Below are 25148 nucleotides of genomic sequence, written 5' to 3'. Positions count from 1 at the left end.
ATGTGGGATCTGACAAACGACACGCCTTTCGCCGCCACCGCAGGTTTCGCGCGCGACGCCCGCGGGGCCGAGGTGCGGTGCAGCGCGGTCGTTGCCGTATTCGAACCCGTCGATCAGCACACCTGCCGCCAGCTTGAGGCCGGCGACCCGCGCCTGGTGCCGATCTTTGGCGGAAAGGATGCGGCGGCGCTGTTGCATGATGCCGATCTGGTGCCTTTCCGCCCGAATACCGACATCATCATCACCGGCGATGCGGTCGCACCGGGCGGCCGCAAGGCGCCGTGGATCGACATCGGGCTGGACATCGGAAAGCTGTCGCGCCGCTTGCAGGCGCGGCCGGCAGCCGTGTTGCGGCGCGGGCGCTGGGGCTGGAAGGTCGAGCCGGAAGAGACCGGCATCGACCGGCTGGCGATCGGCTGGGACGTGGCGCTTGGCGGCCGCGACCCGTTCGCACCCGATCAGGACGATGCGCTTTGCCCCGATAATCCGGTCGGCAAGGGCTGGTCGCTGAACCTGTCGCGTGCCCGTTCGGGTGACAGCATCGCCATGCCGCAACTGATCCGCGCGGGCGAGGATATTCAGCCCGACAAGCCCATGCCGACGCCCGCCGGAACCGGTCTGGTTCATCCGGCATGGCCGGTGCGCGGCCGCCATGCCGGGACGTTCGATGCCGCGTGGCAAAGGAACGTGGCGCCGCTGCTGCCGGCCGATTTCGACCCGGCCTTTCATCAGGCCGCCCCCGCCGACCAGGTCTATCCCGGGATCATGGCGGGGGGCGAGCGGGTCACGATCACCGGCATGCACGAGGAAGGCGCATGGAGCTTTCGCCTGCCGCAGGTGGTGATGGCGCAGACTTGCCGTATCGGCGGCGCGACCGACACGGCCCGGATGCGGTTGATCTCTGTTCAAATCGACGCGGCGCAACGCCGGGTCCGCATGGTGTGGAACGCCGCGACCCCCTGCACCGGACGTGATCACCTGCTGGAGCGGACGGCGCTTTTGGTGGTCCAGATGTCGGGGATCAGGGCATGAGCGGGATCGCGATACAGGCCGCCGGCGTAAATTGCCCGGCCGGCGACAACCTGCAAAGCGTGGCCGCCGCGCTGCGCATGGGCGAGCGTTTCATCGCGCAGGATCGCGGCATGATCGGCGTCGACGGCTTTCCGGTGGTGATGGGCGCGGTCATGCCCCCGGAAAAGATGCGCGACTATCATCACCGCATCTATATGCTGTTCGAAACCGCGTTCGTGGACTGCATGGCCCAGCTTGCCGCGCGTGACATCCGGATGCGCGCGCCGCTGGTCCTGCAATTGCCCGAAATGGTGGGCGGTTCCGAAAGCGAGGCGTGGTTCCGGCGCGAAATCGAGGATCGTCTGGCGCCGCGGGTCAGCGAGGTCCGGTTTGTCTATGGCGAGGCGGCCGAGGCGCTGGCCTTGCTGCAAGCGCGGGCACCCGACACGTTGCATTATGTCGCGGCCGTGGACAGCCTGATCGACGCGCGCCTGATCGACTGGATGATCGTTCAGCAGCGGCTGTTCAGTTCGACCAACCCCTGGGGGACGATCCCGGGCGAGGGCGCGGCGGTTCTTGCCGTCGGGCCGGGCGGCGATCCGATGGCCTGGCTGCCCGGGATCACCCGCCAGACCGAGACTGAAAAACCCGAGGACACGGATCGCGGGATCCTTGGCCGCGCGCTTGCCGCCGTCATGCGCGATGCGCTTGACGGTCAGCCCGCGCCGGCGCGGTTGCTGGTCGATCTGAACGGTTCGCGCGACGGGACCGAGGAATTTGGCCTTGCCGTCGCCTCGGCCGGTCCGGCGGTCGCGGGGCTCGCGGACCGGGTCGAGACGCTGATGGAACAGATCGGCTATCCCGGCGCGGCCACGGGGTTGATACTGGCGGCGCTGGCCTGTCAGGGCGAACGTCCGGCGCTGGTCGCGGCGCGCTCGGCCTCGGGCCTGCGGGTCGGGGCCCTGTTCCGCGCCACGGAGGATCCGGCATGAAGGAAACGGTCACCATCAACGGGCTGACGCTTTGCCACAAGGCATCGGACGGCTTTACCATGTCGACGATACCGGATGTGTGCCGGTCCCCCGGCGCGCCGATCCCCTATGTGAACGTCGCCTTTGCCCGCGATCTGGATAACGCGACCACCGACGTCTTCTCGCATGGCGGAGAAATTTGCGGCGTTCGCGGATCGCGGTTCAGGATTTCCTATGGCGATGAGCCCGGGCGCGGCAAGGGGGTCAAGTCGAACACCGTGCAGGACGAGGCGACGTGGCTGAGCTGGTCGCCGAACGTCTATCTGAACGAACGCGCGGCCACTCGGCTGACCGACCGCATGTTGATGAACCACGGCAACGCGGCCTCGCTGGCGGGGTATTACACCAATAAGCTGGTCCCGAACGAAACCAGCTATGAGATGATGTGCCGTATCGGCTGTTTCTGTTACGCCGGGCTGAGGCCGCGAACCCCTGCAACCAAGGCATTGGACGCCGTCGATAACTACTTCGCGCCGGTGGATGAGGATGTCGCACCCGGTCGTTATCAGCGCTGTGTGGAAAAGTCGCTGCGGGCGATTTATCCGGACCGCGGGCTTGCGCCCTTGAACGCCGAAAAACCATGGCAGGGTGACGGATATATCCCCGAAGTCGGGTTCTGGGATCCAACCAATCCGGATAACATCGCCCCGACCAAGCCGCCGGGTCAGGTGATCTTCTCGGGCGGAGAGCATGATTTCCCCCGCATACCGCGCCGGGCGCCGTGGCAGGGCTATAAATGGTTCAACGTGCGCGGCTCGCGCTGGATGGATGTCGTCAAGGTTGATCGTGGCAATATGACCGAGATGTACGACATGAAATTCCCGGGCGACAAGGCCAACAACGACGTCAAGGACCGCGCCTATCGCACCATTGCGCGCAAACATCGGGCGAAATACGAAGAGTTCTGGGTTCTTGAACGCTGCAAGAATTGCGAGGCCGCCATTCAGGACTATGAATGGGAAAGGCAGCGGCAGTTCGACAAGACCATGCGCGACATCATTGACGCGATGGGTAAAGCGCCGATTATCCTGCCGGGACCCGGTGGTCGTATTCCGATCCCAGTTCCGAAATTCTGATCCCGTTCAAAGGCGAATACGTCATGGCGCTTGATCTTTCACAGCTTATCCCGATCCTCGCCAAGCTTGAGGCGGAAGACCGGCTCGCCGAACTCGATACGGTGGAATTTCCGGAAACCGGGGTCACGCGCTGGCTGTTCGGGCTGGCGGCGGATTTCTACTTCGCCCGCGACGAACAGGTTGACCGGCGGGAGGTCATGATCGACCTGGCCGAGGGCTATTACGACCGTACGGACGGCCGCTGCAATTTCATGAGCGCCGGCCCGACGTTCACGATCAAGTCGCGGGATGATATCCGGAATAAACTGACCGAGGGACGGGCGGCGCGGCGGTATTGGGACAGGCGGCAGAACGGCGGGTTCTATATCAAGCACAATTACCCCGAGCCGATGCGCAACGGCGATCCGGTGCATGATTGGTTCAGTTGCCTTATACCGGGCCTCGTCAGCACGAACGGAGAGCTTCAATACCTGACCCGTCTGAAGGCGCTGCGTGATCATCCCGACACCGTGGTCGCGGATTTCGTCGCCACCTGCGCGGCGCTGAAAATTTTCTATGCCGTTCAGGGTTTTTCTCTGCTGACCCTGGGCAACAGGCCCCAGCGCGACGCCTATCCGATCTATCGCCGCTTTCCGGGCCTTCTTTACAATGACCTGACCGGCTTTTCGCTAGAGATCGAGCCGGCGACGGATGTCATTCTGGATGTGAACTGGCTGACCGCCATCGACAGCGCCATGTTCGAAAAAATCGGCGGGATGGAGGCCGCGCAGGACATTCTGTCCGATGAGGTCGTGCTTCACCCCTTTGACGGCGGCATGGTGTTTCAGGCCGGTCCCACCCCGCGGATCGGCGACATCAACCGGGGCGACATTCCCAAACCCTATCGTGAAGTGAACGAATTGCTGCGGCCGCTGCGCTTTACCGACTGGCAGATGCCGTTCCTTTCGACGCCCCAGGATGTGAACGCGATGGAGGCGACCGAGGACTGGATCAGGCGTTTCGACGCATCCTGAACAGGCCGCGGTGCGCGCGGGGTGTTCGCATCTGTCGAACCCTGACTTCTGCCGCCGTGGACTGGTATAGTCGGGGTTCGGGGTCGATATTCGATCCAACGAAAGGAGGTCATCATGGACCTTACCGGCATTCACCACCTGACCGCGATCACCGCCGACGCGCCTGCGAACAATCGGTTCTACACCGATACGCTTGGCCTGCGCCGGGTGAAAAAGACCGTCAATCAGGACGACACTTCGGCCTATCACCTGTTCTTCGCCGATGGGGCCGGCAGCCCCGGCAGCGACATCACCTTTTTCGACTGGCCGGTGGGCCGCGAACGCCGCGGCACCCATTCGATCAGCCGGACCGGGCTGCGGGTGAACGAGGCGAGCCTTGATTTCTGGGCCGGCCGGCTGCGTGACGCCGGGCTGACCGTCGGCGATATCGGCACGCTGGACGGGCGCGGTACGCTCGACTTTGAGGACCCCGAGGGCCAGCGCCTGCGTCTGACCGCCGACCTGCCCGGCGAGGCCCACCCTTGGGCGCGAAGCCCGGTCGCGGCGGAACACCAGATCCGCGGCCTTGGCCCGATCACCATCTCGGTGCCCGATCTGGGACCGACCGAGGCGGTGCTGACGCAGGTCATGAACATGCGCCGGGTCCGCGACTACGCCAGCCCCGACGGTGAGGGTCAGGTGCATGTGTTTGAAATGGGCGGTGGCGGCCCCTCGGCCGAACTGCATGTCGCCGTTCAACCGGGCTTGCCGGTGGCGCGGCAAGGCGCGGGCGCGGTCCATCACGTCGCCTTCCGCACGCCGGACGATGCGTCGATCCGGCAATGGGCCGAGCGGTTGCGCGATGTGCGGCTGCCGAATTCGGGCGAGGTCGACCGCTACTATTTCCGCAGCCTCTATTTCCGCGAACCCGGCGGCAACCTGTTTGAAATCGCCACCGACGGTCCGGGCTTTGCCACCGACGAGCCGTTCGAGACGATGGGTGAAGGTCTGTCCCTGCCGCCGTTCCTCGAGCCGCGCCGGGCCCAGATCGAGGCCGGTCTGAAGCCCTTGGTTTGACATCACACCGTGGCCCCGTCCGATGGCGGGGCCGCGGTTTCATTTGAAGGAGAACTGCAAGATGAGCTGGAACCCTGCGCTTGCCCCGGGCTGCCCCGACGACATCGGCGTGGATGCGATCGAGACGCTGATCATCCCCCGCGCGCGCGACCTTGGCGGTTTTGAGGTCAAGCGGGCGCTGCCCGCGCCCAAGCGGCAGATGGTCGGGCCATTCATCTTTTTCGATCAGGCGGGGCCGGCCGAATTTCTGACCGGGCAGGGGGTCGATGTGCGCCCGCATCCGCATATCGGTCTTGGCACGGTCACCTATCTTTACCGTGGCGATTTTCACCACCGCGACAGCCTTGGGACCGATCAGGTGATCCTGCCCGGGGCGGTGAACTGGATGGTCGCGGGCAAGGGCGTCACCCATTCCGAGCGCACCTCGGCCGAAGCGCGCCGAGGGCCAAGCAGCCTTTACGGCATCCAGACATGGATCGCGCTGCCCGAAGACCGCGAGGACATGGACCCGATCTTCGAACATCACGGCAAGGAAACCCTGCCGGTGATCGAGGCCGAGGGCGTCCGCGCCAACCTGATCCTTGGCCATGCCTATGGCGAGAAGGCGCCGGCGACGCTATATTCGGAAACCTTTTATCTGGACGTGACGCTGACGGCCGGCGCGCGCTTTCCGCTGCCCGACGATCACGAGGACCGCGGTCTTTACATCACCGAAGGCAGCGTCACGATTGCGGGTCAGAGCTTCGACGCGGGCCAGATGATGGTGTTCCGCCCGGGCGACAGCATCACCGTCGCCGCCGGTCCGCAGGGCGCGCGGCTTATGGCTTTGGGCGGGGCGACGCTGAACGGGCCGCGTTACGTGTGGTGGAATTTCGTGGCCTCGTCCGAGGAAAAGATCGCGCATGCCAAGCGGGAATGGCAGGCCGCCAACTGGGGCAAGGGCATGTTCGATCTGCCGCAGGACGACCGGGACGAATTCATCCCGATCCCCTGACCGCATGCGCTGAAACCGATCAAAAAAAGCCGCCGTGGCTTGTGCCCGGCGGCCTTTTCGGTGCGGGGATGCCGGTATCAGGCGCCGAACATGGCCCGGAACATCAGATAGATGACCGACGGCCCCAGCAGACAGCCGAGCCCGGTGTAGAAGGTCGCGGTCATCGCGCCGTAAGGCACCAGCCGCTTGTCGGTGGCGGCCAGACCGCCCGCCACGCCGCTGGTCGTTCCCATCAGCCCGCCATAGGCCATCGCCGACTTGGGGTTGTTCAGCCCGATCAGCGGCGCGATGAACGGCGTTCCGATCATCACCAGAACCGATTTGACCAGCCCTGCCGCGACCGACAGCGCGATCACCTCGCTTGAGGCGCCAAGCGCGGTGCCGGTGACCGGCCCGACGATATAGGTGGCCGCGCCCGCGCCCAGCGTGGTCAGGCTGACGGCATCGGTATAGCCGAACATCAGCCCGACCACGCCGCCGGTGATGAACGACAGGAATATCCCGAAGAAAAGCGACAGCACGCCGACGATGCCGGCCTTGCGGATCTCGCCCAAATCCGCGCCATAAGCGGTCGAGACGATGGCGAAATCGCGCAGCATCGCGCCGCCCATCAGGCCAAGCCCCCCGAACAGAGCAATATCTGACAAACCTTTCTTGCCGCCGGTGATCTCACCGCCGACATAGGCCAGAACCAGGCCGATGATGATGGCCACGGCCGAGCCGTGCAGCCGCCCCTGCGTCAGCCGGTTCGACACGCGATAGCTGAGCCACATCACCACCCCCACGATGACGAAGGCGAACAGAAGGCCGTTTTTGATCAGAACGTCCGAGATCAGTTCCATGGCTCAGACCTCCTCGGCTTCGCTTTGCGGCGGCAGCGGTTCCTCGGCACCTCCGATGCGCGAGACTACCGGCACCAGCGCCCAGCAGATCACCGTCGCCCCGACGCCCGCCAAAAGCGCGATCGGGCCACCGGCGACGGCGGCGACGACATTCTGGGTCGAGGCCATGGCGACCACGATCGGGATGTACATCGCGCTCCAGAACAGGACGCCCTGTTCGCTGATCGGGGGGAAATGACCGCGCTGGCGCAGCCGGTCGGTCAGCACGATCAGCAGGATCATGGCAAAGCCGACGCCGCCGACATTGGCGTCCACGCCCAGAAGGACGCCAAGCGCGTCGCCCACGATCGTGCCCACGATCAGGCAGGCCGCCAGAATGGCGGTTCCGTAAATAATCATTATCCACTCCTCCTTGGATGATGTCGGGCGGGCGGGTTTATGCCCGGTAACGCGATTATTTTATGTATAGAGTTTTGCGTAGCTCTTGCGCAGTTCGGCCTTTTGCACCTTGCCCATCACGTTGCGCGGCAATTCGTCCACGAACAGGACCCTTTTTGGCTGCTTGAACCTGGCGAGTTTGTCGCGGATTGCGTCGATGATCGCCTTCTCATCCAGATCCGCGCCTTTTTGCGGCACCACGACGGCGGTCACGCCCTCGCCCAGATCGGGATGCGGCAGGCCGATGACCGCGCTTTCCAGAACCCCGGGAATATCGTCAATCGCCTCCTCGATCTCTTTCGGATAGACGTTATAGCCGCCCGAGATGACCAGATCCTTGTCGCGGCCGACGATGCGCAGATAGCCGTCATCGCCGATCTGGCCCAGATCGCCGGTGATGAAGAAACGGTCGGGGCGGAACTCGGCGGCGGTCTTTTCCGGCATCTGCCAGTAGCCGTCGAACACGTTCGGGCCGCGCACCTCGATGGCGCCGATCTGACCGTCGGGCAGCGGCGCGCCGGTTTCGCGGTCGGTGATCCTGATCTCGATCCCGGGAAGGGGCATGCCCACCGCGCCGGGCTTGCGCGCCCCGTCATAGGGGTTGGTGGTGATCATGCCGGTTTCGGTCATGCCGTAACGTTCTAGGATAGGGTGGCCGGTCGCGCGTTCGAATGCGGCGTGATCCTCGGCCAGAAGCGGCGCCGACCCCGAGACGAAAAGCCGCATCTTCGCGGCCGCATCCGGGGTCAGCCGGTCGGATTTCAGCAGCCTTGTGTAGAAGGTCGGCACGCCCATCAACACGGTCGCATCGCCCATCAGCGCGATGATTTCCTCGGCATCGAATTTCGACAGAAAGATCATCGTGGCGCCGGCGACCAGCGTCATGTTCACGGCGACGAAAAGCCCATGGATGTGAAAGATCGGCAGGGCGTGGATCAGGCGATCCTCGCCGCTGAACCGCCATGCCTGTATCAGCGCCGCCGCGTTCGAGGCGAGGTTGCCATGGGTCAGCACCGCGCCCTTCGACCGCCCGGTTGTCCCCGAGGTGTAAAGGATCGAGGCCGGATCGCCCATCCCGCGCGGCACGGCCACTGCCAGCGGCTCGGCGGTCTGCGCCCGTTCCAGAAGCGAGCCGTCGCCCGCGGCGCCAAGGCTTTCGACCCGCAACCCGGCGGTCTCGCGCGGCTTGTGCTGATCCAGCGTGGCGGGGGTGCAGACGAACAGACGCGGCGCGGCGTCGCCCAGAAAATAGTCGATCTCGGCGCCGGTATAGGCCGTATTCAGCGGCAGATAGACCCCGCCGACCTGCAGCGTGGCAAGATAAAGCGCCACCACCTCGGGGCTTTTGTCGGTCTGGACCGCGACCCGGTCGCCGGGCTGCACGCCGATCGCGGTCAGGACGGCGGCCAGCCGCTGGACCAGATCCCGCGTCCCGGCGTAGGTGATGTCCGGTTTGCCGGGCTGCTCGAACAGCGCCTTGTCGGGGTTGGCCCCGGCCGAGGCGATGAAACTTTCATAGATCGTCTGCATCGGTTCCTGTTTCCTCCCTTCCTTTATTGGCCTTCTTTTGGCTTTCTTTTATTGGCGCGCCAGAACGTCCTTCAGCGGGGCGCCCGTCGCAATCGTGCCGTCGCGGACAAAAGCCTCGTGCTGGGCCTCGATGGCGCCGGGCTCATACAGGTAGTTGATCATCACGCCATGGGCCCGTTTCATGGCGGTTTCGGACAGATCGGCGGGCCAGTTGACACGCCATGCCGCCGCGCCATTGCCCAGATGAAAGCGTGCCACCGGATCGCGGGGCGCGCCAGTCCGATCCTTGGCGGCGGTGAAATAGGCTGCGGCCAGCGCCTCGACCTCGGGTTTCAGGCGGTCGATCTCGGCCGGGTCGGATTGCCATGCGACCTGTTTCAACTGTTCCGAAAGGGCCGCGGCGCGCTTGTCCTTGTTGGCGGCAAGCCAGTTGGCGAAACCCGGTGCCGGGGACAGGGTGACAAAAGTCTTCAACGCCGGCAGTTCGGCGGCAAGTTCGCTGACCACCTGCTTGATCAGGAAATTGCCGAACGATACCCCTTTCAGCCCCTGAAGCGTGTTGTTGATCGAATAGAACACGGCCGTGTCGGCGTCCTCGGCCTGCACTGGCACGGGCGCGTTCAGGATCGGCGCAACCTCGGCCGGGGTCTCGCGGGTCAGCGCGACCTCGACGAAGATCAGCGGCTCATTGCCCGTGGCGGGGTGGAAAAACGCGTAGAAGCGGCGGTCGGCCGGGGCAAGGCGGCGTCGCAGATCCTCCCACCCTTTCATCGGGTGAACGGATTCGTAACGCATGATCTTTTCCAGAATATCCGCCGGGGTGGACCAGTCGATGCGTTCGATGCGCAGGAAACCGCGGTTGAACCACGACGACAGAAGATGCGCGAAATCGGCGTCCAGCGGCGCAAGCGCGCGGTCCTCGGCGATCGCTGCCAGCAGATCGGCCCGCATGTTGACCAGCCTGAGCGTCGCGCCCGGCGCGGTGTTCAGGCGCCGCAAAAGCGTCTGGCGCGGCGGCTCGACCGCGGCGAAAAGCGGCACCAGATTGGCCGGCGTCGGGTCGGCGTCCCAGTTTGCAAAGGCGGTGCGGATGGCCGTCGGATCGGCGTCGAAATTGTCTCGAAGCTGGGTGAAGAAGGTCTGCTTTTCGGATCGGTCGAGCTGGCCATAGGCCGCCAGCGCCTGTTCGGCGACCGCCACCTGCGCCGCGTCCCCGATCCGTCCCATCAGCACGCTGCATGCCGCCGAAAGCCTTTCCGATGCTGGCCGGGTCAGCGCATCGCGGGTCGCGGCCTCGTCGGCCGCCTTGCCGCCGCGCGGGCGTCGGTCGCCGCCGATGATCGCCTGCACAAGGTCGTTCAGGAACGTCAGTTTTGGGCGTGCCATATGTGATCCTCCTGCCTTTCTTATACATTCAATGATCGGTGATGTATATAACAAAGGAGGTGATAGACATTTTACCGGTAAAAAAGGATAATTCGCCAAAACGCACGGTGCATTGATGTCCGACCGCCGCAGCCCGCAAATGATCCGGCAGACGCTGGAAAACGCCATCGTCGACGGGCGATTCGCCCCGGGCGAAAAGCTTGATCTCGATGCGCTGGCGGCCGAGTTCAACTGTTCACGCACCCCGATCCGCGAGGCGATACAGGCGCTGGCGGTGTCCGGGCTGATCTCGATCGAACCGAAGCGCGGCACCTTCGTGACCGCGCTTGACATGGTGGAACTGACCGAGCGGTTCGAGGTCATGGCCGAGGTTGAGGGGGTTTGCGCCCGGCTGGCCGCCACCCGGGCCACGCCGGGGCAGGCCGAACATATCCGCGCCACGCTGGCGGCCTGTGAACGGGCGGCCGAGCGCGGCGACAGCGACGCCTATTATCACCAGAACTCGGCCTTTCATCAGGCGATCTATGCCGCCTCGGGCAACAGCTTTCTGGAATCCGAGGCGCTACGCCTGCAAACCATGCTGCAACCCTATCGCCGCCGGCAATTGCAAGTCCGGGGCCGGATGTTGCGGTCGTTGCAGGAACATGTCCGCGTCGTTGCGGCGATCGAGGCCGGGGACGGCGATGCGGCCTCGGCGCGGATGAACGATCACGTCCGCATTCAGGGCGACCGCTTCCACGAGCTGGTGACCGCGCTGCGGGCCGAAGGATAGGGGCTTAAACGCAGGCCGCGAATTCGCCCAGCAACTGCGCCAGCCGGGCGGTGTTTCCGACCGATGCCGCGCGCGAAATATCGGCCGAGATCCGCGCCGAGACCTCGACCGCCGATTTCAGCGCCGCCGCATCGTCGCGCCCGTCATGATCGGCCAGAAGCCAAAGCATCAGCGCAAAGATGGCCAGCGGCGCCACGGCCTCGGCGGTCAGATCCTGCCGGTCGGTCGCGGGCGCGAGCTTCACATCGCGTATCACCCGGGCGTTCAGAAGCATGACGCTCAGCCGCGCCGCCTCTTTCGCCAGCGCGGATTTCGCGCCTGTCGCCGCAAGCGGCGCGTCGGCGGAAAACGCGGTCCAGACCTGCTGGGCGGCAGCCTCGCTGACGAAACTTTCGCCGGCGCCGATCTGGGTCAACACATCCGACAGCGCGTCATAGCTGACCGCGGCGAAACTGCCGTCCGCATCGCGGCCGCCCTGGATGAACAGCGCCAGCGTCGGCGCATCCATCCGGTCGGCCGGCAGAAGCGTCCGCGCGATCATCGAGGTCGTGGTGTCGATGCCGCTGGCGATTTCCTCGCCCCGGCGCATCAGCGCCTGCGCCAGCTTGGCCGCCGGGGCCGGCATCGCGGACAGCGGAACCGTATCGGCGACGGTCCGGCCGCCACGGCGCAGCGCATGGCGCAAACCGCGCAGCGCCTCGCGCAGCGGCACGGGATCGGGGGGCAGGGGGCCGGGCTGGGTCACGTCGAATGTCGTTCGCTTTGGTTGTGGCCGGAATACTCTGGGCCTTTGCCAACCGGGGGTCAAGCGCCGGCGGCGACCGAGGCCTGGTTCGACCTTGCTTCGGGCACCCGCAATATGCATCAAACTGATACAAAACCGTCGCTATGCCGTTACAAATGCCGAGGAGTATGGCGCGCCGAATGGCACGCCGTTCTGTACAATTGCTGTTGATCGAGCTCAGTAGTTCAGATCAACTGTACCCAAGGCCCCGGCCGACCGGGGGGAACGGATTATTTGATCCTAGGAGGACTACCAGATGAAACTGCGCGCAAATGGCCTTGGGGCCGCTGCCGCTGCGGCGGTATTGTTGTCGACGGTCGCCGCATATGCCGGCGATCTGACGCTTTACACCTCGCAGCCCGAGGCTGACGCCGCAAAAACCGTCGAGGCTTTTCAGGCCGTTAACCCCGATGTCAAGGTGCAGGTGTTCCGCTCGGGCACCTCGGACATCCTGTCCAAGATGGCGGCGGAATTCGCCGCCGGCGCGCCGCAGGCCGACGTTCTGCTGATCGCCGATGCCGTCTCGATGGAGGGGCTGAAGGCGCAGGATCGCCTGCTGTCCTACCCCGAGGCCGATGTGACCGGGCTGGGTGAGGGCACCTATGACGCCGACAAGACCTATTTCGGGTCCAAGCTGATCACCACCGGCATCGCCTATAACAGCGAGGCGCCGGTTCAGCCCGCGACATGGGCCGACCTGACCAAGCCCGAGATCAAGGACCAGATCGTCATGCCCAGCCCGCTTTACTCCGGCGCGGCGGCGTTTCTGTTGTCCAGTTTCGTCGCCGATACCTCGATGGGCTGGAAATACTTCGAGGATCTGAAGGCCAATGGTCTGGTCGCGGTGCGCGGCAATGGCGCGGTGCTGAAATCCGTCGCCTCTGGCGAAAAGCCCTATGGCATCTTGGTCGATTTCATGGCGCTGAACGCCAAGGCCAAGGGATCGCCGATCGAGTTCGTGTTTCCGCCCGAGGGCGTCGTCGCCGTGACCGAGCCGGTGGCGATCATGAAATCCACCGACAACGAAGCCGATGCGAAGAAATTCGTCGATTTCATCCTGTCCGACGCGGGCCAGAAACTCGCCCTTGAACAGGGTTATCTGCCGGCCAAGGCATCGGTCGGAAAACCGGCATGGCTGCCCGAAGGGGCCGAGATCAAGATCTTCCCCGCCGACATCAAGGCCATCACCGCCGCCACCGAAGGCGACAAGTCCAAATTCGGCGAGATGTTCGGGGGCTGAGCCCGGTGACTGCGGCAGCGCGCGACCATCGCAATTCCGACCGGGCGTTGATCATCGCCGTGGCGGCGATTGTCTTTCTCCTGTCGATCCTGCCGATGGGTCGGTTGTTGTGGGAGGTGATCGCCCCCCAGAACGGCAGCGCTGCCGCAAGTCTGTCCCGAACACTCTCGGCCGGGTCGACCTGGACCGCGACCCTGAATTCGCTGCAGATCGGCATCATGGGCACGGCGCTGGCGATGGTGCTTGGCACGGCGGTGGCGCTGACGGTTGGGCTGACGGACGTGCGCGGCCGCCACATCTTCGTGTTCCTATATGTTCTGCCGCTGTTGATCGCCCCGCAGGTCACGGCGCTGGCCTGGCTGCAATTGTTCGGACCGGCCAGCCCGCTTTTGAAGATGCTGGGCCTTGCGCCGCCGCTTGGCAGCCGCAACCCGCTTTATTCGCAATCGGGCATCGTCCTGCTGCTGGGGGTTCAGTATGGGCCGCTGGTGTTCCTGATGATCCGCGCCGCGTTGCGCAAACTGCCGCGCGAGTTGATCGAGGCGGCGCAATCGGCCGGGGTTTCCCGCTGGACGGTATTGCGCACGATCATCCTGCCGCTGATCACGCCGGCGCTGATCGGGGCGGCGGCGCTGAGTTTCGTGTCCTGCGTCGGCAATTTCGGGATTCCGGCGTTTCTGGGGATTCCGGCGAATTATCTGGTCCTGCCGACGCTGATCTATCAGAAACTGGCCGGCGCCGGGCCGGCGGTACTGACCGAGGTGACGATCCTGTCGATCCTGATCAGCGTCATCGCGCTGGCCGGGATCGTGTTGCAGGACATGTTTTCGCGCCGCCGGGATTATCGCATCACCGCGACCTCGCTGCCGCCCGACCCGTTCGGGCTTGGGCGTTGGCGGCCGCTGGTCGAGGCCGCGTTGGCGGTTTTGATCGTGCTGGTTCTGGTGCTGCCGCTGACCGGGTTGACGTTAAGCTCGATGGTGACGGCCTATGGCCGCAAGATCACGCTCAGTGAACTGACGCTGGCCAATTACGCATTCGTTCTGACCGAACATGCCGCCGCGCCCCGCGCCTTTCGCAACAGCTTCGGGCTGTCATTCGTGGCCGCCGCGCTTGCGGTGCTGATCGCGGTGCCGATGGGCTATATGATGGCCTGGCAGCGCAATCGCTGGACCAAGATCCTGAATTTTTCGGTCGAACTGCCCTATGCCTTGCCGGGCGTGGTGCTGGCCATCGCGGCGCTTTTGCTGTTTCTGAAGCCGATCCCGCTGCTTGGCATCCAGATCTACAACACCATATGGATCATCCTTTTTGCCTATTGCGCGCGGTTTCTGGTGCTGGCGTTGCGGCCGACCATCGTCGGTTACCACCAGCTTGACCGTGGGTTGGAAGAGGCGGCGCAGGTCGCGGGTGCGGGGCTTTTGATGCGGTTGCGCACGATCATATTTCCGCTGGTCGCACCGGCGACGCTGGCGGGCGGCTGCCTGATCTTCCTGACCGCGCTAAGCGAGCTGACCGTGTCGGCGCTGCTGTGGTCGTCGGGGTCGGAAACCATCGGCGTGATCATCTTTTCATTCGAACAAGGCGGAGATTCATCTTATGCGGCGGCGGTATCGGTGCTGACAGTTCTTACCACAATCGCGCTGATGCTGGGCACCAACCTGCTTGCCAGACACCTGCCGAACGGGGTCCTTCCATGGCGGGACTGAGGATCGAGGGCGTCACCAAGCGGTTCGGTGATTTCGAGGCGCTGAAGGATGTCACGCTTGACTTGCGCGACGGGGAATTCGTGGCCGTGCTTGGCCCTTCCGGCTGCGGCAAGACCACGCTTCTGCGCGCGATCGCCGGGTTCGAGAAGATCTCGGCCGGTACGATCCTGATCGATGGCGTCGAGATGTCGGGGCCGTCGCGCCATCAGCCGCCGGAATCGCGCAATGTCGGCATCGTGTTCCAGAATTACGCGCTGTGGCCGCATATGTCGGTGGCGGAAAACGTGGGCTACGCGCTGCGCGTCGGCAAGGTCGCCAAGGCCGAACGCGAACGGCGCGTGCGCGAGGCGCTGCAGCTGGTCGATCTGACCGGCATGGACGACCGGCGCCCGGCGAACCTTTCGGGCGGGCAGCGGCAGCGGGTGGCGCTGGCGCGCTGTCTGGTCGCGGCGCCCTCGCTGGTCCTGTTCGACGAGCCGCTGGCCAACCTCGACGTGCATCTTCGCGCCGCCATGGAGAATGAGTTCGCCGATTTTCACAAGCGGACCGGCACGACGATCGTCTATATCACCCATGATCAGGCCGAGGCGATGGCGCTGGCCGACCGTATCGCGGTGATGGATCGGGGCCGGGTGATACAATTCGCCTCTCCCCGCGATCTTTACGCCCGGCCCGCGAATGCGATGGTCGCGCATTTCATCGCCAACGGCATCGTGCTGCCCGCCTCGGTCCTGACGGCCGAGGTGAACGGGCAGGTCAGGGCCGAAATCCTTGGCCAGCAGGTCACGCTGCGCAGCATGGCCGGCCAGCCCCCCGGGATCGGCGCGCAGGTCTGCCTGCGGTCCCACGATATCGTGGTGAGCGATGACGGCGGCGGCAGCGAGGTTCTGGTTACGCGCGCGGTCTATCGCGGCGGCGGCTCGCGGATCGAGGCGCATCCGGTGGGTCAGCCCGAACTGGAACTGGTCTTTGATCTGGATGACGACCGCCGGGTGAAGGCCGGCGACAGGATTGCGCTTAGGGTCATCGGGGGGTGGGTTCTGCCGCCGGACCCGGCGACATGACTAACCTGCATCTTTACGGCGGTTTCGGTGAAAAGGGCCGGACCAGCGTCGGTGTTGAAACCGACGGCGCGAAGCTGATCTTCGACGTGGGGATAAAGGTCGGCGCCGGGCCCGACGCCTATCACCCGGCGATTGACCCCGCAGAGATCCCCCGGCTGGATGCGCTTTTCATCAGCCACGCGCATGAGGATCACGTCGGCGGGTTAAGCTGGCTGATCGCCAACGGCTTTCAGGGCGCGGTATACATGTCGCATGAGGCATGGGCCGAGACCCCCGCCATGCAGCGCCTTTACGCCTGTCCGACCGATCTGGCCCGGTTCGACTTGCCCGGCCACCGTCTGCATCTGTTCCGGCCCGGCGCGACTCTCGAGTGCCGGGGCTTGCGTATCCCGACCGGACGATCGGGCCACGTGCCGGGCGGCGCATGGTATGTCGTCGAAACCGGGCGCGAACGCATCGCCTATTGCGGCGATATGGTGCCGCATTCGCCGGTGCTGGTCATGGACCCGGTCCCGGCCAGCGATGTGATCCTGCTTGATGCGTCGTATGGCGGCGATGACCGGGGCATGGCGCTGCGCGCCGGGGAAATTCGCGACTGGCTGGCGGCGGCGAAGGGCGGCTGTCTGCTGCCGCTGCCCGTCTCGGGCAAGCCGTTGGAGGTGCTGGCGCTGCTGAAGGGTGATTTCGCCATTCATCACAGCATGATCGCCCCGATCCAGAGCCAGCTTGAAAGCGTGGGCGCGCTGCGGCCCGAGGCTGTGGCGGTGATCCGCGCCGCGCTGGACCGGGCGCGGCCATGGGACGATGCCGATCCATTGCCGGCGATGCCGCTTTTGACCTGGGACGGGATGGGCGCCACGGGGCCGTCGGCGATGGCGCTGGCACGGGCCGACGCGGCCGGACTGCCGATCCTGCTGACCGGGCATCTGCCGGCGGACACTCCGGCCCGTATCCTGTACGACTCCGGGCGCGCCGCGTGGATCCGCCTGCCGACCCATCCCGTCGCCTCGGAGAACCGGGCGATCTGGCAGGGCGCGGGGGCGGGGCGGGTCTTTGGCCACTCGTCCGATGAACCGGGGCTGATCGCGCTTCAAGCCGCGATCCCGCCCCTCGACACCTCGGCCCGCACCGGTCAGGTTCACAGGCTATAGCGAAGGCTGAGGGGTATTCGGGATCGGTGGCCCCGCAGCGTTATGACATCACCGACGGCGACGGCGCGACTTGGCGGCGCATCGCCGGTCAGCGGTCACCATCCGGGCCCGGGCTCGGGATCGGGCGCAGGGCGGTGAAAACCGCCGGGCGTTTACCGAAAAAGGCGGCGACGCCTTCGTCGATATCGGGGCCGGTAAAGACGCGGTGGCTGTCCTCCAGCGTGCGCTGAATGGCCTGGTCCGTGGTCTGATCAAGCGAATCGCGCACCCCCGCCTTGATGATCGCCAGCGACAAGGCCGGCCCGCGCGCGATCCGGCGCGCGCATTCCAGCGCATCGGGAAGCGCCTTCCCCTTGGCCGCCAGCCGGTTGACCAGCCCGATCCGCTCGGCCTCGGCGGCGGTGATCAGATCACCGCTGTAAAGCAGTTCATAGGCGCGGGCAGGGCCGACGATGCGGGGCAGGCGAAAGATCCCGCCGGCGCCGGCGAATACGCCGAGCCTGACCTCGGGGAAGCCGATGCGCGCGGTCTCGTCCATGATGCGGATGTCGCAGGTCAGCGCGATCTCGGCCCCGCCGCCCAGCGTGGCACCGTTCAGCGCCCCGATCACCGGAAACGGCAGCCGTTCGATCGCCGTGAAGGCGGCATTTTCGCGCGCCAGCTTGCGGGACACCACATCCTCGCGGACCGCGGCGAACTCAGTGATGTCGGATCCGGCGCAGAACGCCTTGTCCCCCGCGCCCGTCACCACCAGCGCCCGGACCGTGCGATCCCCCGCCAGCCGCCCGCATGCGTCAAGGAGCCTATCCAGCGTGGTCAGCGTGTTGAGGTTCAGCGGCGGGTTATCGAGCGTCAGAAGCGCCACCCCGTCACCCTTATCCTCGACCGAGACATAACGGACTGTCGCCATCTTTCCCCCCGCTAGCGCATGCGCCGATCCCGAAGAATGCGTAATCGCCGCGTGGAGGACTGGCAAGGCGGCAGGCATCGTCCGGGGCGTCAAGCTGCCTTGCCAAGCCCGGGAGCGGTGGGCGCACGGTGATCCGTTCGCCGGGGTTTGTGCGAACGAAGGCTGCGACGTCGACTGAGGGTGGCGGCCGTGAAAGAGTTGCTTTTTCGGGGATTTTTGGTTGCAGCGGCGGCGTCAGTGAAGTCATTACGGGCAACGAACAACTGACTCCTGCCGAATGGGTAACGGGTGGAGCCGGAATGAAGCCCGAAGATGCCAGCCGGCTGATCAGGTGGGCTGAGACCGGTCTCGCTACCGTCACAGTTGTTAGTGGCGTAGCTATCGTATCAGAAGGTGGGAATGTCCTGACAGCTACGCGAGTGGCGACAAATAATGGAACGGTTTGGGATAATATCACTTCAACTGCTGGTAACCTGCCAAACACCAATGTTCCCGTAACATTTAAGTTGAAGTCCGGGGAGTATAAGTTTTACGTAAACTCCAATGCAACTAAGCATATGGGTGAGTATCTTCAAAAGTCTTCGAACCCGATCAACGATCAACGGCCGTTGCGTAGTTTTTTTGGGGCTGGCGATGAAATATCATCATCGGGCAGTGTTAAGTTTGGTCAGATCTATAACGTCAATGGATGGGAAATTATTTTCAATCAACGTTTTGGAGATAGTCTGCCTGTCATTAACCACGCGTTGTACACACCATGACGGATATTATTTTTCAGTCAGATGAGCTTGATCTTTCAATGGACCTCTTAAAGGTCGATGATAATGATCCCGGTTCGACTAGGTGGTCTGTTAGAATTAAATTAAAACATCCAACAGGATAATTCTCCTACTCAGCTGATGATATTGGCTGGACACAAGCATGTGGGATGAATTTATTTTGATGCTGGAGTCCGGAGCTAAAGGGCTCGCTCTTTTCAAAGATCAGAGTGAGTATCTACGTTTAAGTGTAGAACGGAGATCTAGCGATATTGAGCTAGTGGTGTATGTGCGTGAGCCTCTTATATCGAAAGGAAATCTAACGCTCGGCGCGGAAATGAGGCTAAATCTGGATGGGGTGTTCGTTCCTCGGCTCTTGGATAGCTTTCGGTCATTTCCCGTGTTCTGGTAGCGCCTCCCCTCACCCCCTGTTCCTCGCTCTGATATTTTGTCATGCTTATTGCGCAGAACGGTTTTGCCACTATTATAGGGGCGCCGACAATATATGTGAACGGGGCAGCGATCCGATATGACTAAATATGTTAGTGTCTCTTTTGTGAAGCAAGAAGTAGAATCTTATTCCTCATTGCGCTTGCTCTACAGGGGAATTGCCCAGCAATTGCTGCCGGAGTTCGTGGGAGATCTTCGGTTGCTGTTTCCGGACAACGGAAATGCAGCAATAGCCTTCGATTGGGTGTCGTCAGTGTTGTACGCTGACGAGCTACTCTGGTCACCAGAAAGTTATCCATATTTTAAGGACGTGCATCAAACTAACGGGTTATACTTGGTTGAGGAATCGTCGTATCTCGCGAGGATAGAGCCGTTTTTTCCGAACCATAATCATTATATCTATTTTGATCGGGAGTTTAACTGGCACATTACTGCACGGGGGATCGATAAGATAGCTACGCCATGACACGGGGCTGCCCCCTTATCTGCGCTCCTGTGTGACGATACGATTACAACGCCGTCAGGCCGCATACCTCGCTTGCAAATCAGACGCCGCTGCAAGCGCGCCGGACGCTTGAGCTACTTGAGGGCAACGCGCCCACCGCGCTTGCGCCAGAATACGAACCCGAATACCAAAATCAAACCTGCAGACTCTCGTTATGAACGAGGGATCAACGGCGGGCAGGTCAAGGCGCGGATCCCCGCCCTGCATCCGCTGCGCACGATCCGTTAGGAGGTGAACGAGGTGTCAATCGACGTTGAAGAGTGCCCCCTTGATCGGCGCCCAAAGCGTTCGGCGTCACGCCGGCTTTACCTCTGCTTCCGTCCGGCATGCGATCCTCACATTCATGCCCTTATACGGCATTGGGACGGCTGACCCGTCATAGACATGCTCCTGCCCCCCGGTGCGCGAGATTTCGCGATAGCCGTGCGGGGGGGAGCTTCTGGCCGTCCTGCCTGATCCAATCTTCCAGCTTTCGTTTCCAATCGAGTGCCGTCGGTCAGTGCGGGACGGTGTATTGATAGATCGCCTCGCCGTCCTCTGTCCCGACATACCTCTGTCGCCGCACTTGTTTGGGCGTTGTATAGACGGCGAGAAAGGTGATAGAGGTCGGGCAGGCTCTTTTCCGCATTTCGGCTACCATAGTTTGGCGTCGCGACGCCGCTGCAAGACCGAAGGCCCGGTTCGCAGCAGGTTATCGGTGAGCAGGGTAATGCTCATCAAGGCCGAGCTGGTCACAGGTTTTCGCCGAGGCCAGAGGTTGAAGCGAACTCCTCGAACCTTGTTCGCCGCCTTTGTGGCGATCTGCTCCACCAACCCGCGCGCGTTTTCGGGGGGTTGCTGAGGCTACCGGCGACTCCGGCGGTGCGAGACGTCATCACCATCTCTATAGCTCGATAATATCGGCAGGTGTTCAGAGCGTTATGTCGTAAGACTCGGTGCAGAATCCGGGTCTTCCCGAGGAAAAGGTGGCATTCGGGACGACAGATCGGCGCAATAATGACTCAGAATAACCTCTGCGTCAGCCTACGCGTGTCGTCTCTCGCGACGTTGCCTGCATCTCGGGCAAGGTCGGGTTTCCGGCAGCGCTGAATCTTGCCTGTAACTATTCGAATCGTGACTGGAATGTTGTCGCTTCGTCATTGGACACAACGCACCGCGTGCAGCGACACTGAACCACCAAGGAATGCCACGGAATCGAAAAGCGGGAATCCAAGATGCAGAATGTCGAGCCTATCTGGCGCCATGTGGAAAACCATCAGGACGACCTGACCGGCCTGTCAGACCGCGTCTGGGGCATGCCTGAAATCCTGTATGGAGAGTATCGGTCCTGTGCCGAACATACCGCGACGCTGCGTGAAAAGGGCTTTACGGTCACCGAGGAGATCGCCGGCATCCCAACAGCGGTTCTGGGTGAAGCTGGCGAAGGCGGTCCGGTCATCGCGTTTCTGGGGGAATACGATGCCCTGCCCGGATTGAGCCAAGAGGCGAATATCGCCGAACCGAGGCCGATCGAGGCGGGCGGAAACGGCCATGGTTGCGGGCATAACCTGCTTGGATCGGCCGCGTTGCTGGCGGCCTGTGCGATGAAGGACTGGCTGGCGGAAACCGGCACGCCGGGCCGCGTGCGCTATTACGGCTGCCCGGCCGAGGAGGGGGGCGCCGCCAAGGCATTCATGGTGCGTGACGGGGCCTTTGACGATGTCGACGTGGCGATCACCTGGCATCCGGCGGCAATGACCAAGGTCGACGAGGCTGAAAGCCTGGCCAACACCCGGATGGATTTCGAGTTTATCGGCCGCTCCAGCCATGCCGCCGCCGCCCCGCATCTGGGACGCTCGGCGCTGGATGCGGCAGAGTTGATGAATGTCGGCGTGCAATATCTGCGCGAGCATATTCCGCAGGAAAGCCGCATTCACTATGCCTATCTGGACGCGGGCGGCACGGCGCCGAACGTCGTGCAGGGTAAGGCCAAGACCCGCTATGCGATCCGCTCGACGACGCTTTCGGGGATGTTCGCGCTGAACGATCGCGTGCAGGACATCGCGCGGGGCGCGGCGCTGATGACCGGCACCGAGGTGCGGATCTCGGTCATGTCGGCGGTGTCGAACATGCTGGGCAACACGCCCTTGGAAGAAGCGATGCAAAAGGCGATGGACGCATTGGGCGGCGTCGCATTCGACGCGGCCGATCGCGAATATGCCGCGGCGATCCAAGCCACGCTGACCACAGAGGACATCACCTCGAACTATCGCGCTGTCGGCTTGGCCCCGCGTCAGGATGAGCCGCTGTGCGATTACGTCGTGCCGCTGGAGAATCGTGGGACGAAGATGCTGGGTTCGACGGATGTGGCGGACGTGTCCTGGGCGGTGCCCACGGTTCAGGCGCGGGTTGCCACCCATGCCATCGGCACGCCCGGCCATAGCTGGCAGATCACCGCACAGGGCAAGGCGCCCGCCGCGCATAAGGGCATGATTTATGCCGCCAAGGTCATGGCAGCCACGGGGCGGATGCTGTTCACGGACGAGACGCTGCTGGCACGGGCCAAGAAAGATCACCGCGAGCGGTTGGCGATCGAGCCCTATACCTGCCCCATTCCAAAAGATGTGTCGCCACCGCTGAAACCGCGACCAGCGGCGGAATGACCGGCAGGCAGAAATAGCCTGCCGCCCCCGATTTCGCTGAATGTCATAATAATGTCCGGGACGACGTATCCCGGACCTGACCAACAGGAAAAGGCTTACGATCATGAATGTAACCCGGCTACTGATCCCCTCGGTTGCGATGGCAATGTCGGTCAGCGCATTTACGGCGCAGGCTGAAACCCCTTCCAATGCGCTGGTGATGGCATGGAACATCGACTCGATATCAACCTTCGATCCCGCGCAGGTGGGCGAGGTCGTGACCAACGAGATCCTGCAGAACACCTGCGATGCACTCGCGAAATTCGATCCCGCAAACGAGAATGAAATCCTGCCCGCGCTTGCCGAAAGCTGGGAGAGATCGGAAGATGGCAAGACGCTGACCTTCCGGTTGCGACGGGATGCGGTCTTTCCGTCGGGCAACCCCGTCACCGCACAGGATACGGTCTGGTCGCTGAAGCGGGTGCTGACGCTGGGTTACGGCAATTCGGCGCAGCTTACCGAATATGGATTTACCACCGAAAACATGGACGCGCGCATCACCGCGCCCGACGACTACACGGTGGTGCTGACTTTCGAGGAGCCCTATCCCACATCGCTTCTGTTGCAGGCGATCGCCGCCTATCGCGTTTCAGCCACGCTCGATAGCAAGCTGCTGATGGAAAACCAGCAGGGTGACGATCTGGGCAATGCATACCTGAAGGACAAGACCGCCTGTTACGGTCCCTATCAGTTGAAGCAATGGAACCAGAGTCAGTCCGTCGTGCTGGAGGCGAACCAGAATTATGTGGGCGAGAAACCGAAGCTGGACCGTGTCCTGATCCGTCACGTCGCCGAAACCGGAACGCAGCGGCTGATGGTCGAGAATGGCGATGTGGATATTGCCCGCGACCTGACCCCCGACGACCTGCGCGCGCTCGAGCAGACCGAGGGCATCCAGATCACCTCGGCCCTGAAACCACAGCTTATCTTCTGGACGTTCAACACCGCCAATGAGGTCTTTGACGATCCCAAGGTGCGGCTGGCGATGAAGTATCTGATCGACTACCAGCAGCTTGGTGACACGGTGATGCAGTATCTGGGCAAGCCGTGGCAAAGCTTCGTGCAATCCGGCGCGTTCGGCGCACTTCCCGAAAATCAGGCGATGCCGTTCGGGCTGGATCTTGAAAAGGCCAAGGCGCTGCTGACCGAAGCCGGCTATCCCGATGGGTTCGAGGCGACGATTTATGTGGGCTCGCTGCCCTGGTCGACGCCGCTCGCACAGCATGTTCAGCAGAATGCGGCGCAGATCGGGGTTAAGCTGAATATCGAACAGATGGCGAATGCCCAGTTTTTCGCCAAGGTGCGCGCCCGCGACTATCAGTCCGGCATCATGGCCTGGCAGACCAGCGTGCCTGATGCACATGGCAATGCCTCGCGGCTGGTCTTCAACCCAGACAACAGCGCCAAGGCCAAGGCGACACAATACCCGTCATGGCGGGCCAGTTATTTCGACGCCAACTATAATGAAATGGTGCTGAAGGCCGTCGTCGAGCCCGATCCCGCGAAGCGCAAGGCGATGTATGCTCAGCTTCAGAAGGACTGGATGCAGACCGGCGAATTGGCCGTCATGTTCCAGACCTATTACGTCGCTGCCGTGCGCGACAGCCTGAAGAATTGGACCTGGAATGGCTTTCAGGTCTATTACGGCATGGCGGGCAAGTGATGGCCGATATCGGGACCATCACACAAGCGCCCCCGGCCGATGATCGCGGCGGCGGTGTCTTTCTGCCCCGTGCGCTTCGGGTGCTGAAACTGCTCGGATCGGTCGTGGTGACGCTGGTCGGATTGGCGGCGCTGACCTTCATGATCGGCCGGTTGCTGCCGATTGATCCGGTGCTGGCCGTTCTGGGCGATAATGCAACGCAGGAAGCCTATGACAAGATGGCCGCCAAGATGGGGCTGGATCGTCCGCTTTTGGTCCAGTTCGCGGACTACCTGTGGAGCCTTCTGCATTTTGATCTGGGCGTGTCGCTGCTGTCGGGCCGTCCCGTGGCCGACGAAATCGCCCGCGTCTTTCCCGCGACGATCGAACTGGCGACGATGGCCATGCTGATCGGCACCGGCATCGGCGTTCCCTTGGGCGTGGTCGCGGCGGTCTACCGCAATTCGATCATCGACCATGTCGCGCGGATCGTGTCCCTGCTGGGCTATTCGGCCCCAAACTTCTGGCTGGGCCTGATGGGGCTGGTGCTGTTTTATGCGACCCTTGGCTGGGTCGGGGGCCCGGGCCGGATCGACATGATCTATGAATTCGATCTGGTTCCCGTCACCGGCTTCTATCTGGTCGATGCCCTGCTAGCCGGCAACTGGGAGCTGTTCGGCAATGTGTTCAGCCACCTGATCCTGCCGGCATCCATCCTCGCGCTTAGCGCAATGGCCTATATCAGCCGGATGACCCGCACCTTCATGATCGACCAGTTGGAACAGGAATACGTGGTCGCGGCGCGTGCCAAGGGCGTCGGCCGGTGGCGGATCGTGTGGACCCACGTGTTCCGCAACGTGGCGGTTCAAGTCATCACGGTGGTAGCCTTGTCCTATGCCTTTCTGCTGGAGGGGGCGGTGCTGACCGAGACGGTCTTTGCATGGCCCGGTTTTGGCCGCTTCATGACCAATTCGCTGTTGGCGGGGGACATGAATTCGGTAGTCGGTTGCACGCTGGTGATCGGGGTGATCTTCGTGGTCCTGAACCTGATCTGCGACATCCTCTATAACATCATCGACCCGCGCACGCGCTGAAAGGAGACTGG

General features: G+C 63.1%; 21 protein-coding genes and 1 pseudogene. 16 read left to right on the top strand and 6 right to left on the bottom strand.

What is annotated here, in order from left to right:
• The 6 genes from ACFSCT_RS07595 (at position 1) to ACFSCT_RS07570 (ending at position 6181) form a co-directional block, all read left to right on the top strand.
• Positions 1-1032 (top strand): DUF2169 family type VI secretion system accessory protein, encoded by a 1032-nt coding sequence (locus ACFSCT_RS07595; protein ID WP_379141547.1) that lies wholly within the window; start codon positions 1-3, stop codon positions 1030-1032.
• Positions 1029-2003: a hypothetical protein gene (locus ACFSCT_RS07590; protein WP_379141545.1), complete on the top strand. Its 975-nt coding sequence runs from the start codon at positions 1029-1031 to the stop codon at positions 2001-2003. Before ACFSCT_RS07595 ends, ACFSCT_RS07590 begins: the two co-directional genes overlap by 4 nt.
• A complete protein-coding gene (locus ACFSCT_RS07585) occupies positions 2000-3118 on the top strand; it encodes a DUF4150 domain-containing protein (RefSeq protein WP_379141543.1) in 1119 nt (372 codons plus the stop codon). The genes ACFSCT_RS07590 and ACFSCT_RS07585 overlap by 4 nt, the downstream gene beginning before the upstream one ends.
• A 23-nt stretch (positions 3119-3141) precedes the next feature.
• A complete protein-coding gene (locus ACFSCT_RS07580; protein WP_379141542.1) occupies positions 3142-4131 on the top strand; it encodes a type VI immunity family protein in 990 nt (329 codons plus the stop codon).
• Positions 4132-4245: 114 nt separating this feature from the next.
• Entirely contained in the window at positions 4246-5187 is a 942-nt protein-coding gene (locus ACFSCT_RS07575; RefSeq protein ID WP_379141540.1) for a ring-cleaving dioxygenase, read from the top strand.
• 61 nt (positions 5188-5248) lie between these two features.
• Entirely contained in the window at positions 5249-6181 is a 933-nt protein-coding gene (locus ACFSCT_RS07570) for a pirin family protein (protein WP_379141538.1), read from the top strand.
• 77 nt (positions 6182-6258) lie between these two features.
• Here the strand turns inward: ACFSCT_RS07570 and madM are convergent, their stop codons facing one another.
• From madM to ACFSCT_RS07550, 4 genes are read right to left on the bottom strand one after another with little or no spacing between them, the layout of a single operon-like run.
• Positions 6259-7023, bottom strand: coding sequence for a malonate transporter subunit MadM (gene madM / locus ACFSCT_RS07565; RefSeq protein WP_379141536.1), 765 nt, complete (start codon positions 7021-7023; stop codon positions 6259-6261).
• Positions 7024-7026: 3 nt separating this feature from the next.
• A complete protein-coding gene (gene madL / locus ACFSCT_RS07560; protein ID WP_379141534.1) occupies positions 7027-7422 on the bottom strand; it encodes a malonate transporter subunit MadL in 396 nt (131 codons plus the stop codon).
• Between the two features lie 60 nt (positions 7423-7482).
• Positions 7483-8991 (bottom strand): malonate--CoA ligase, encoded by a 1509-nt coding sequence (locus ACFSCT_RS07555; RefSeq protein ID WP_379141532.1) that lies wholly within the window; start codon positions 8989-8991, stop codon positions 7483-7485.
• A gap of 48 nt (positions 8992-9039) precedes the next feature.
• Positions 9040-10377 carry a malonyl-CoA decarboxylase domain-containing protein gene (locus tag ACFSCT_RS07550; RefSeq protein ID WP_379141531.1) on the bottom strand — a complete coding sequence of 446 codons (1338 nt, stop codon included), beginning with the start codon at positions 10375-10377 and terminating at the stop codon, positions 9040-9042.
• Positions 10378-10492: 115 nt separating this feature from the next.
• Between ACFSCT_RS07550 and ACFSCT_RS07545 the strand changes: the two genes are divergently transcribed.
• Positions 10493-11149 carry a GntR family transcriptional regulator gene (locus ACFSCT_RS07545; RefSeq protein WP_379141530.1) on the top strand — a complete coding sequence of 219 codons (657 nt, stop codon included), beginning with the start codon at positions 10493-10495 and terminating at the stop codon, positions 11147-11149.
• Between the two features lie 4 nt (positions 11150-11153).
• On the opposite strand, the gene ACFSCT_RS07540 is transcribed toward ACFSCT_RS07545, so the two are convergent.
• Complete coding sequence (locus tag ACFSCT_RS07540; RefSeq protein WP_379141529.1) at positions 11154-11894, bottom strand: hypothetical protein; 741 nt, start codon at positions 11892-11894, stop codon at positions 11154-11156.
• A gap of 295 nt (positions 11895-12189) precedes the next feature.
• On the opposite strand from ACFSCT_RS07540, the gene ACFSCT_RS07535 reads away from it, so the two are divergent.
• Genes ACFSCT_RS07535 through ACFSCT_RS07520 form a run of 4 tightly spaced genes read left to right on the top strand, consistent with a single transcriptional unit; the run spans position 12190 to position 17097 of the window.
• The gene (locus ACFSCT_RS07535; RefSeq protein ID WP_379141528.1) at positions 12190-13173 is read left to right on the top strand and encodes an ABC transporter substrate-binding protein; all 984 of its coding nucleotides are present in this window, start codon (positions 12190-12192) and stop codon (positions 13171-13173) included.
• Positions 13174-13178: 5 nt separating this feature from the next.
• The gene (locus tag ACFSCT_RS07530) at positions 13179-14882 is read left to right on the top strand and encodes an ABC transporter permease (RefSeq protein WP_379141526.1); all 1704 of its coding nucleotides are present in this window, start codon (positions 13179-13181) and stop codon (positions 14880-14882) included.
• Complete coding sequence (locus ACFSCT_RS07525) at positions 14870-15946, top strand: ABC transporter ATP-binding protein (protein ID WP_379141524.1); 1077 nt, start codon at positions 14870-14872, stop codon at positions 15944-15946. Before ACFSCT_RS07530 ends, ACFSCT_RS07525 begins: the two co-directional genes overlap by 13 nt.
• Positions 15943-17097 (top strand): MBL fold metallo-hydrolase, encoded by a 1155-nt coding sequence (locus tag ACFSCT_RS07520; protein WP_379141522.1) that lies wholly within the window; start codon positions 15943-15945, stop codon positions 17095-17097. Before ACFSCT_RS07525 ends, ACFSCT_RS07520 begins: the two co-directional genes overlap by 4 nt.
• Before the next feature lie 88 nt (positions 17098-17185).
• On the opposite strand, the gene ACFSCT_RS07515 is transcribed toward ACFSCT_RS07520, so the two are convergent.
• Entirely contained in the window at positions 17186-18007 is an 822-nt protein-coding gene (locus ACFSCT_RS07515) for an enoyl-CoA hydratase/isomerase family protein (protein ID WP_379141521.1), read from the bottom strand.
• A 128-nt stretch (positions 18008-18135) separates the two neighbouring features.
• On the opposite strand from ACFSCT_RS07515, the gene ACFSCT_RS07510 reads away from it, so the two are divergent.
• From ACFSCT_RS07510 to ACFSCT_RS07490, 5 genes and pseudogenes are all read left to right on the top strand, one after another.
• A complete protein-coding gene (locus ACFSCT_RS07510; protein ID WP_379141519.1) occupies positions 18136-18768 on the top strand; it encodes a hypothetical protein in 633 nt (210 codons plus the stop codon).
• A gap of 948 nt (positions 18769-19716) precedes the next feature.
• Positions 19717-19878, top strand: a pseudogene (locus ACFSCT_RS07505) (IS3 family transposase); the annotation flags it as partial.
• Between the two features lie 1056 nt (positions 19879-20934).
• Entirely contained in the window at positions 20935-22362 is a 1428-nt protein-coding gene (locus ACFSCT_RS07500; protein WP_379141516.1) for an amidohydrolase, read from the top strand.
• Positions 22363-22465: 103 nt separating this feature from the next.
• Positions 22466-24064, top strand: coding sequence for an ABC transporter substrate-binding protein (locus ACFSCT_RS07495; RefSeq protein ID WP_379141514.1), 1599 nt, complete (start codon positions 22466-22468; stop codon positions 24062-24064).
• Complete coding sequence (locus tag ACFSCT_RS07490; RefSeq protein WP_379141513.1) at positions 24064-25137, top strand: ABC transporter permease; 1074 nt, start codon at positions 24064-24066, stop codon at positions 25135-25137. The genes ACFSCT_RS07495 and ACFSCT_RS07490 overlap by 1 nt, the downstream gene beginning before the upstream one ends.
• The last annotated feature ends 11 nt before the right edge of the window (positions 25138-25148 follow it).

This window comes from Paracoccus pacificus, assembly GCF_042680785.1.
Classification (GTDB): domain Bacteria; phylum Pseudomonadota; class Alphaproteobacteria; order Rhodobacterales; family Rhodobacteraceae; genus Paracoccus; species Paracoccus pacificus.
The sequence above is the reverse complement of the archived record's forward strand: the minus strand, read 5'-3'. Positions and strand labels throughout refer to the sequence as shown.

Bases quoted from the DNA above. Each gene is read 5' to 3' on its own strand.
- ACFSCT_RS07575 (WP_379141540.1), top strand. From the start codon at position 4,246: ATGGACCTTACCGGCATTCACCACCTGACCGCGATCACCGCCGACGCG.
- ACFSCT_RS07580 (WP_379141542.1), top strand. From the start codon at position 3,142: ATGGCGCTTGATCTTTCACAGCTTATCCCGATCCTCGCCAAGCTTGAG.
- ACFSCT_RS07595 (WP_379141547.1), top strand. From the start codon at position 1: ATGTGGGATCTGACAAACGACACGCCTTTCGCCGCCACCGCAGGTTTC.
- ACFSCT_RS07515 (WP_379141521.1), bottom strand. From the start codon at position 18,007: ATGGCGACAGTCCGTTATGTCTCGGTCGAGGATAAGGGTGACGGGGTG.
- ACFSCT_RS07500 (WP_379141516.1), top strand. From the start codon at position 20,935: ATGCAGAATGTCGAGCCTATCTGGCGCCATGTGGAAAACCATCAGGAC.
- ACFSCT_RS07555 (WP_379141532.1), bottom strand. From the start codon at position 8,991: ATGCAGACGATCTATGAAAGTTTCATCGCCTCGGCCGGGGCCAACCCC.
- ACFSCT_RS07525 (WP_379141524.1), top strand. From the start codon at position 14,870: ATGGCGGGACTGAGGATCGAGGGCGTCACCAAGCGGTTCGGTGATTTC.
- ACFSCT_RS07570 (WP_379141538.1), top strand. From the start codon at position 5,249: ATGAGCTGGAACCCTGCGCTTGCCCCGGGCTGCCCCGACGACATCGGC.
- ACFSCT_RS07545 (WP_379141530.1), top strand. From the start codon at position 10,493: ATGTCCGACCGCCGCAGCCCGCAAATGATCCGGCAGACGCTGGAAAAC.
- madL (WP_379141534.1), bottom strand. From the start codon at position 7,422: ATGATTATTTACGGAACCGCCATTCTGGCGGCCTGCCTGATCGTGGGC.
- ACFSCT_RS07535 (WP_379141528.1), top strand. From the start codon at position 12,190: ATGAAACTGCGCGCAAATGGCCTTGGGGCCGCTGCCGCTGCGGCGGTA.
- madM (WP_379141536.1), bottom strand. From the start codon at position 7,023: ATGGAACTGATCTCGGACGTTCTGATCAAAAACGGCCTTCTGTTCGCC.
- ACFSCT_RS07520 (WP_379141522.1), top strand. From the start codon at position 15,943: ATGACTAACCTGCATCTTTACGGCGGTTTCGGTGAAAAGGGCCGGACC.
- ACFSCT_RS07495 (WP_379141514.1), top strand. From the start codon at position 22,466: ATGAATGTAACCCGGCTACTGATCCCCTCGGTTGCGATGGCAATGTCG.
- ACFSCT_RS07550 (WP_379141531.1), bottom strand. From the start codon at position 10,377: ATGGCACGCCCAAAACTGACGTTCCTGAACGACCTTGTGCAGGCGATC.
- ACFSCT_RS07590 (WP_379141545.1), top strand. From the start codon at position 1,029: ATGAGCGGGATCGCGATACAGGCCGCCGGCGTAAATTGCCCGGCCGGC.
- ACFSCT_RS07490 (WP_379141513.1), top strand. From the start codon at position 24,064: ATGGCCGATATCGGGACCATCACACAAGCGCCCCCGGCCGATGATCGC.
- ACFSCT_RS07585 (WP_379141543.1), top strand. From the start codon at position 2,000: ATGAAGGAAACGGTCACCATCAACGGGCTGACGCTTTGCCACAAGGCA.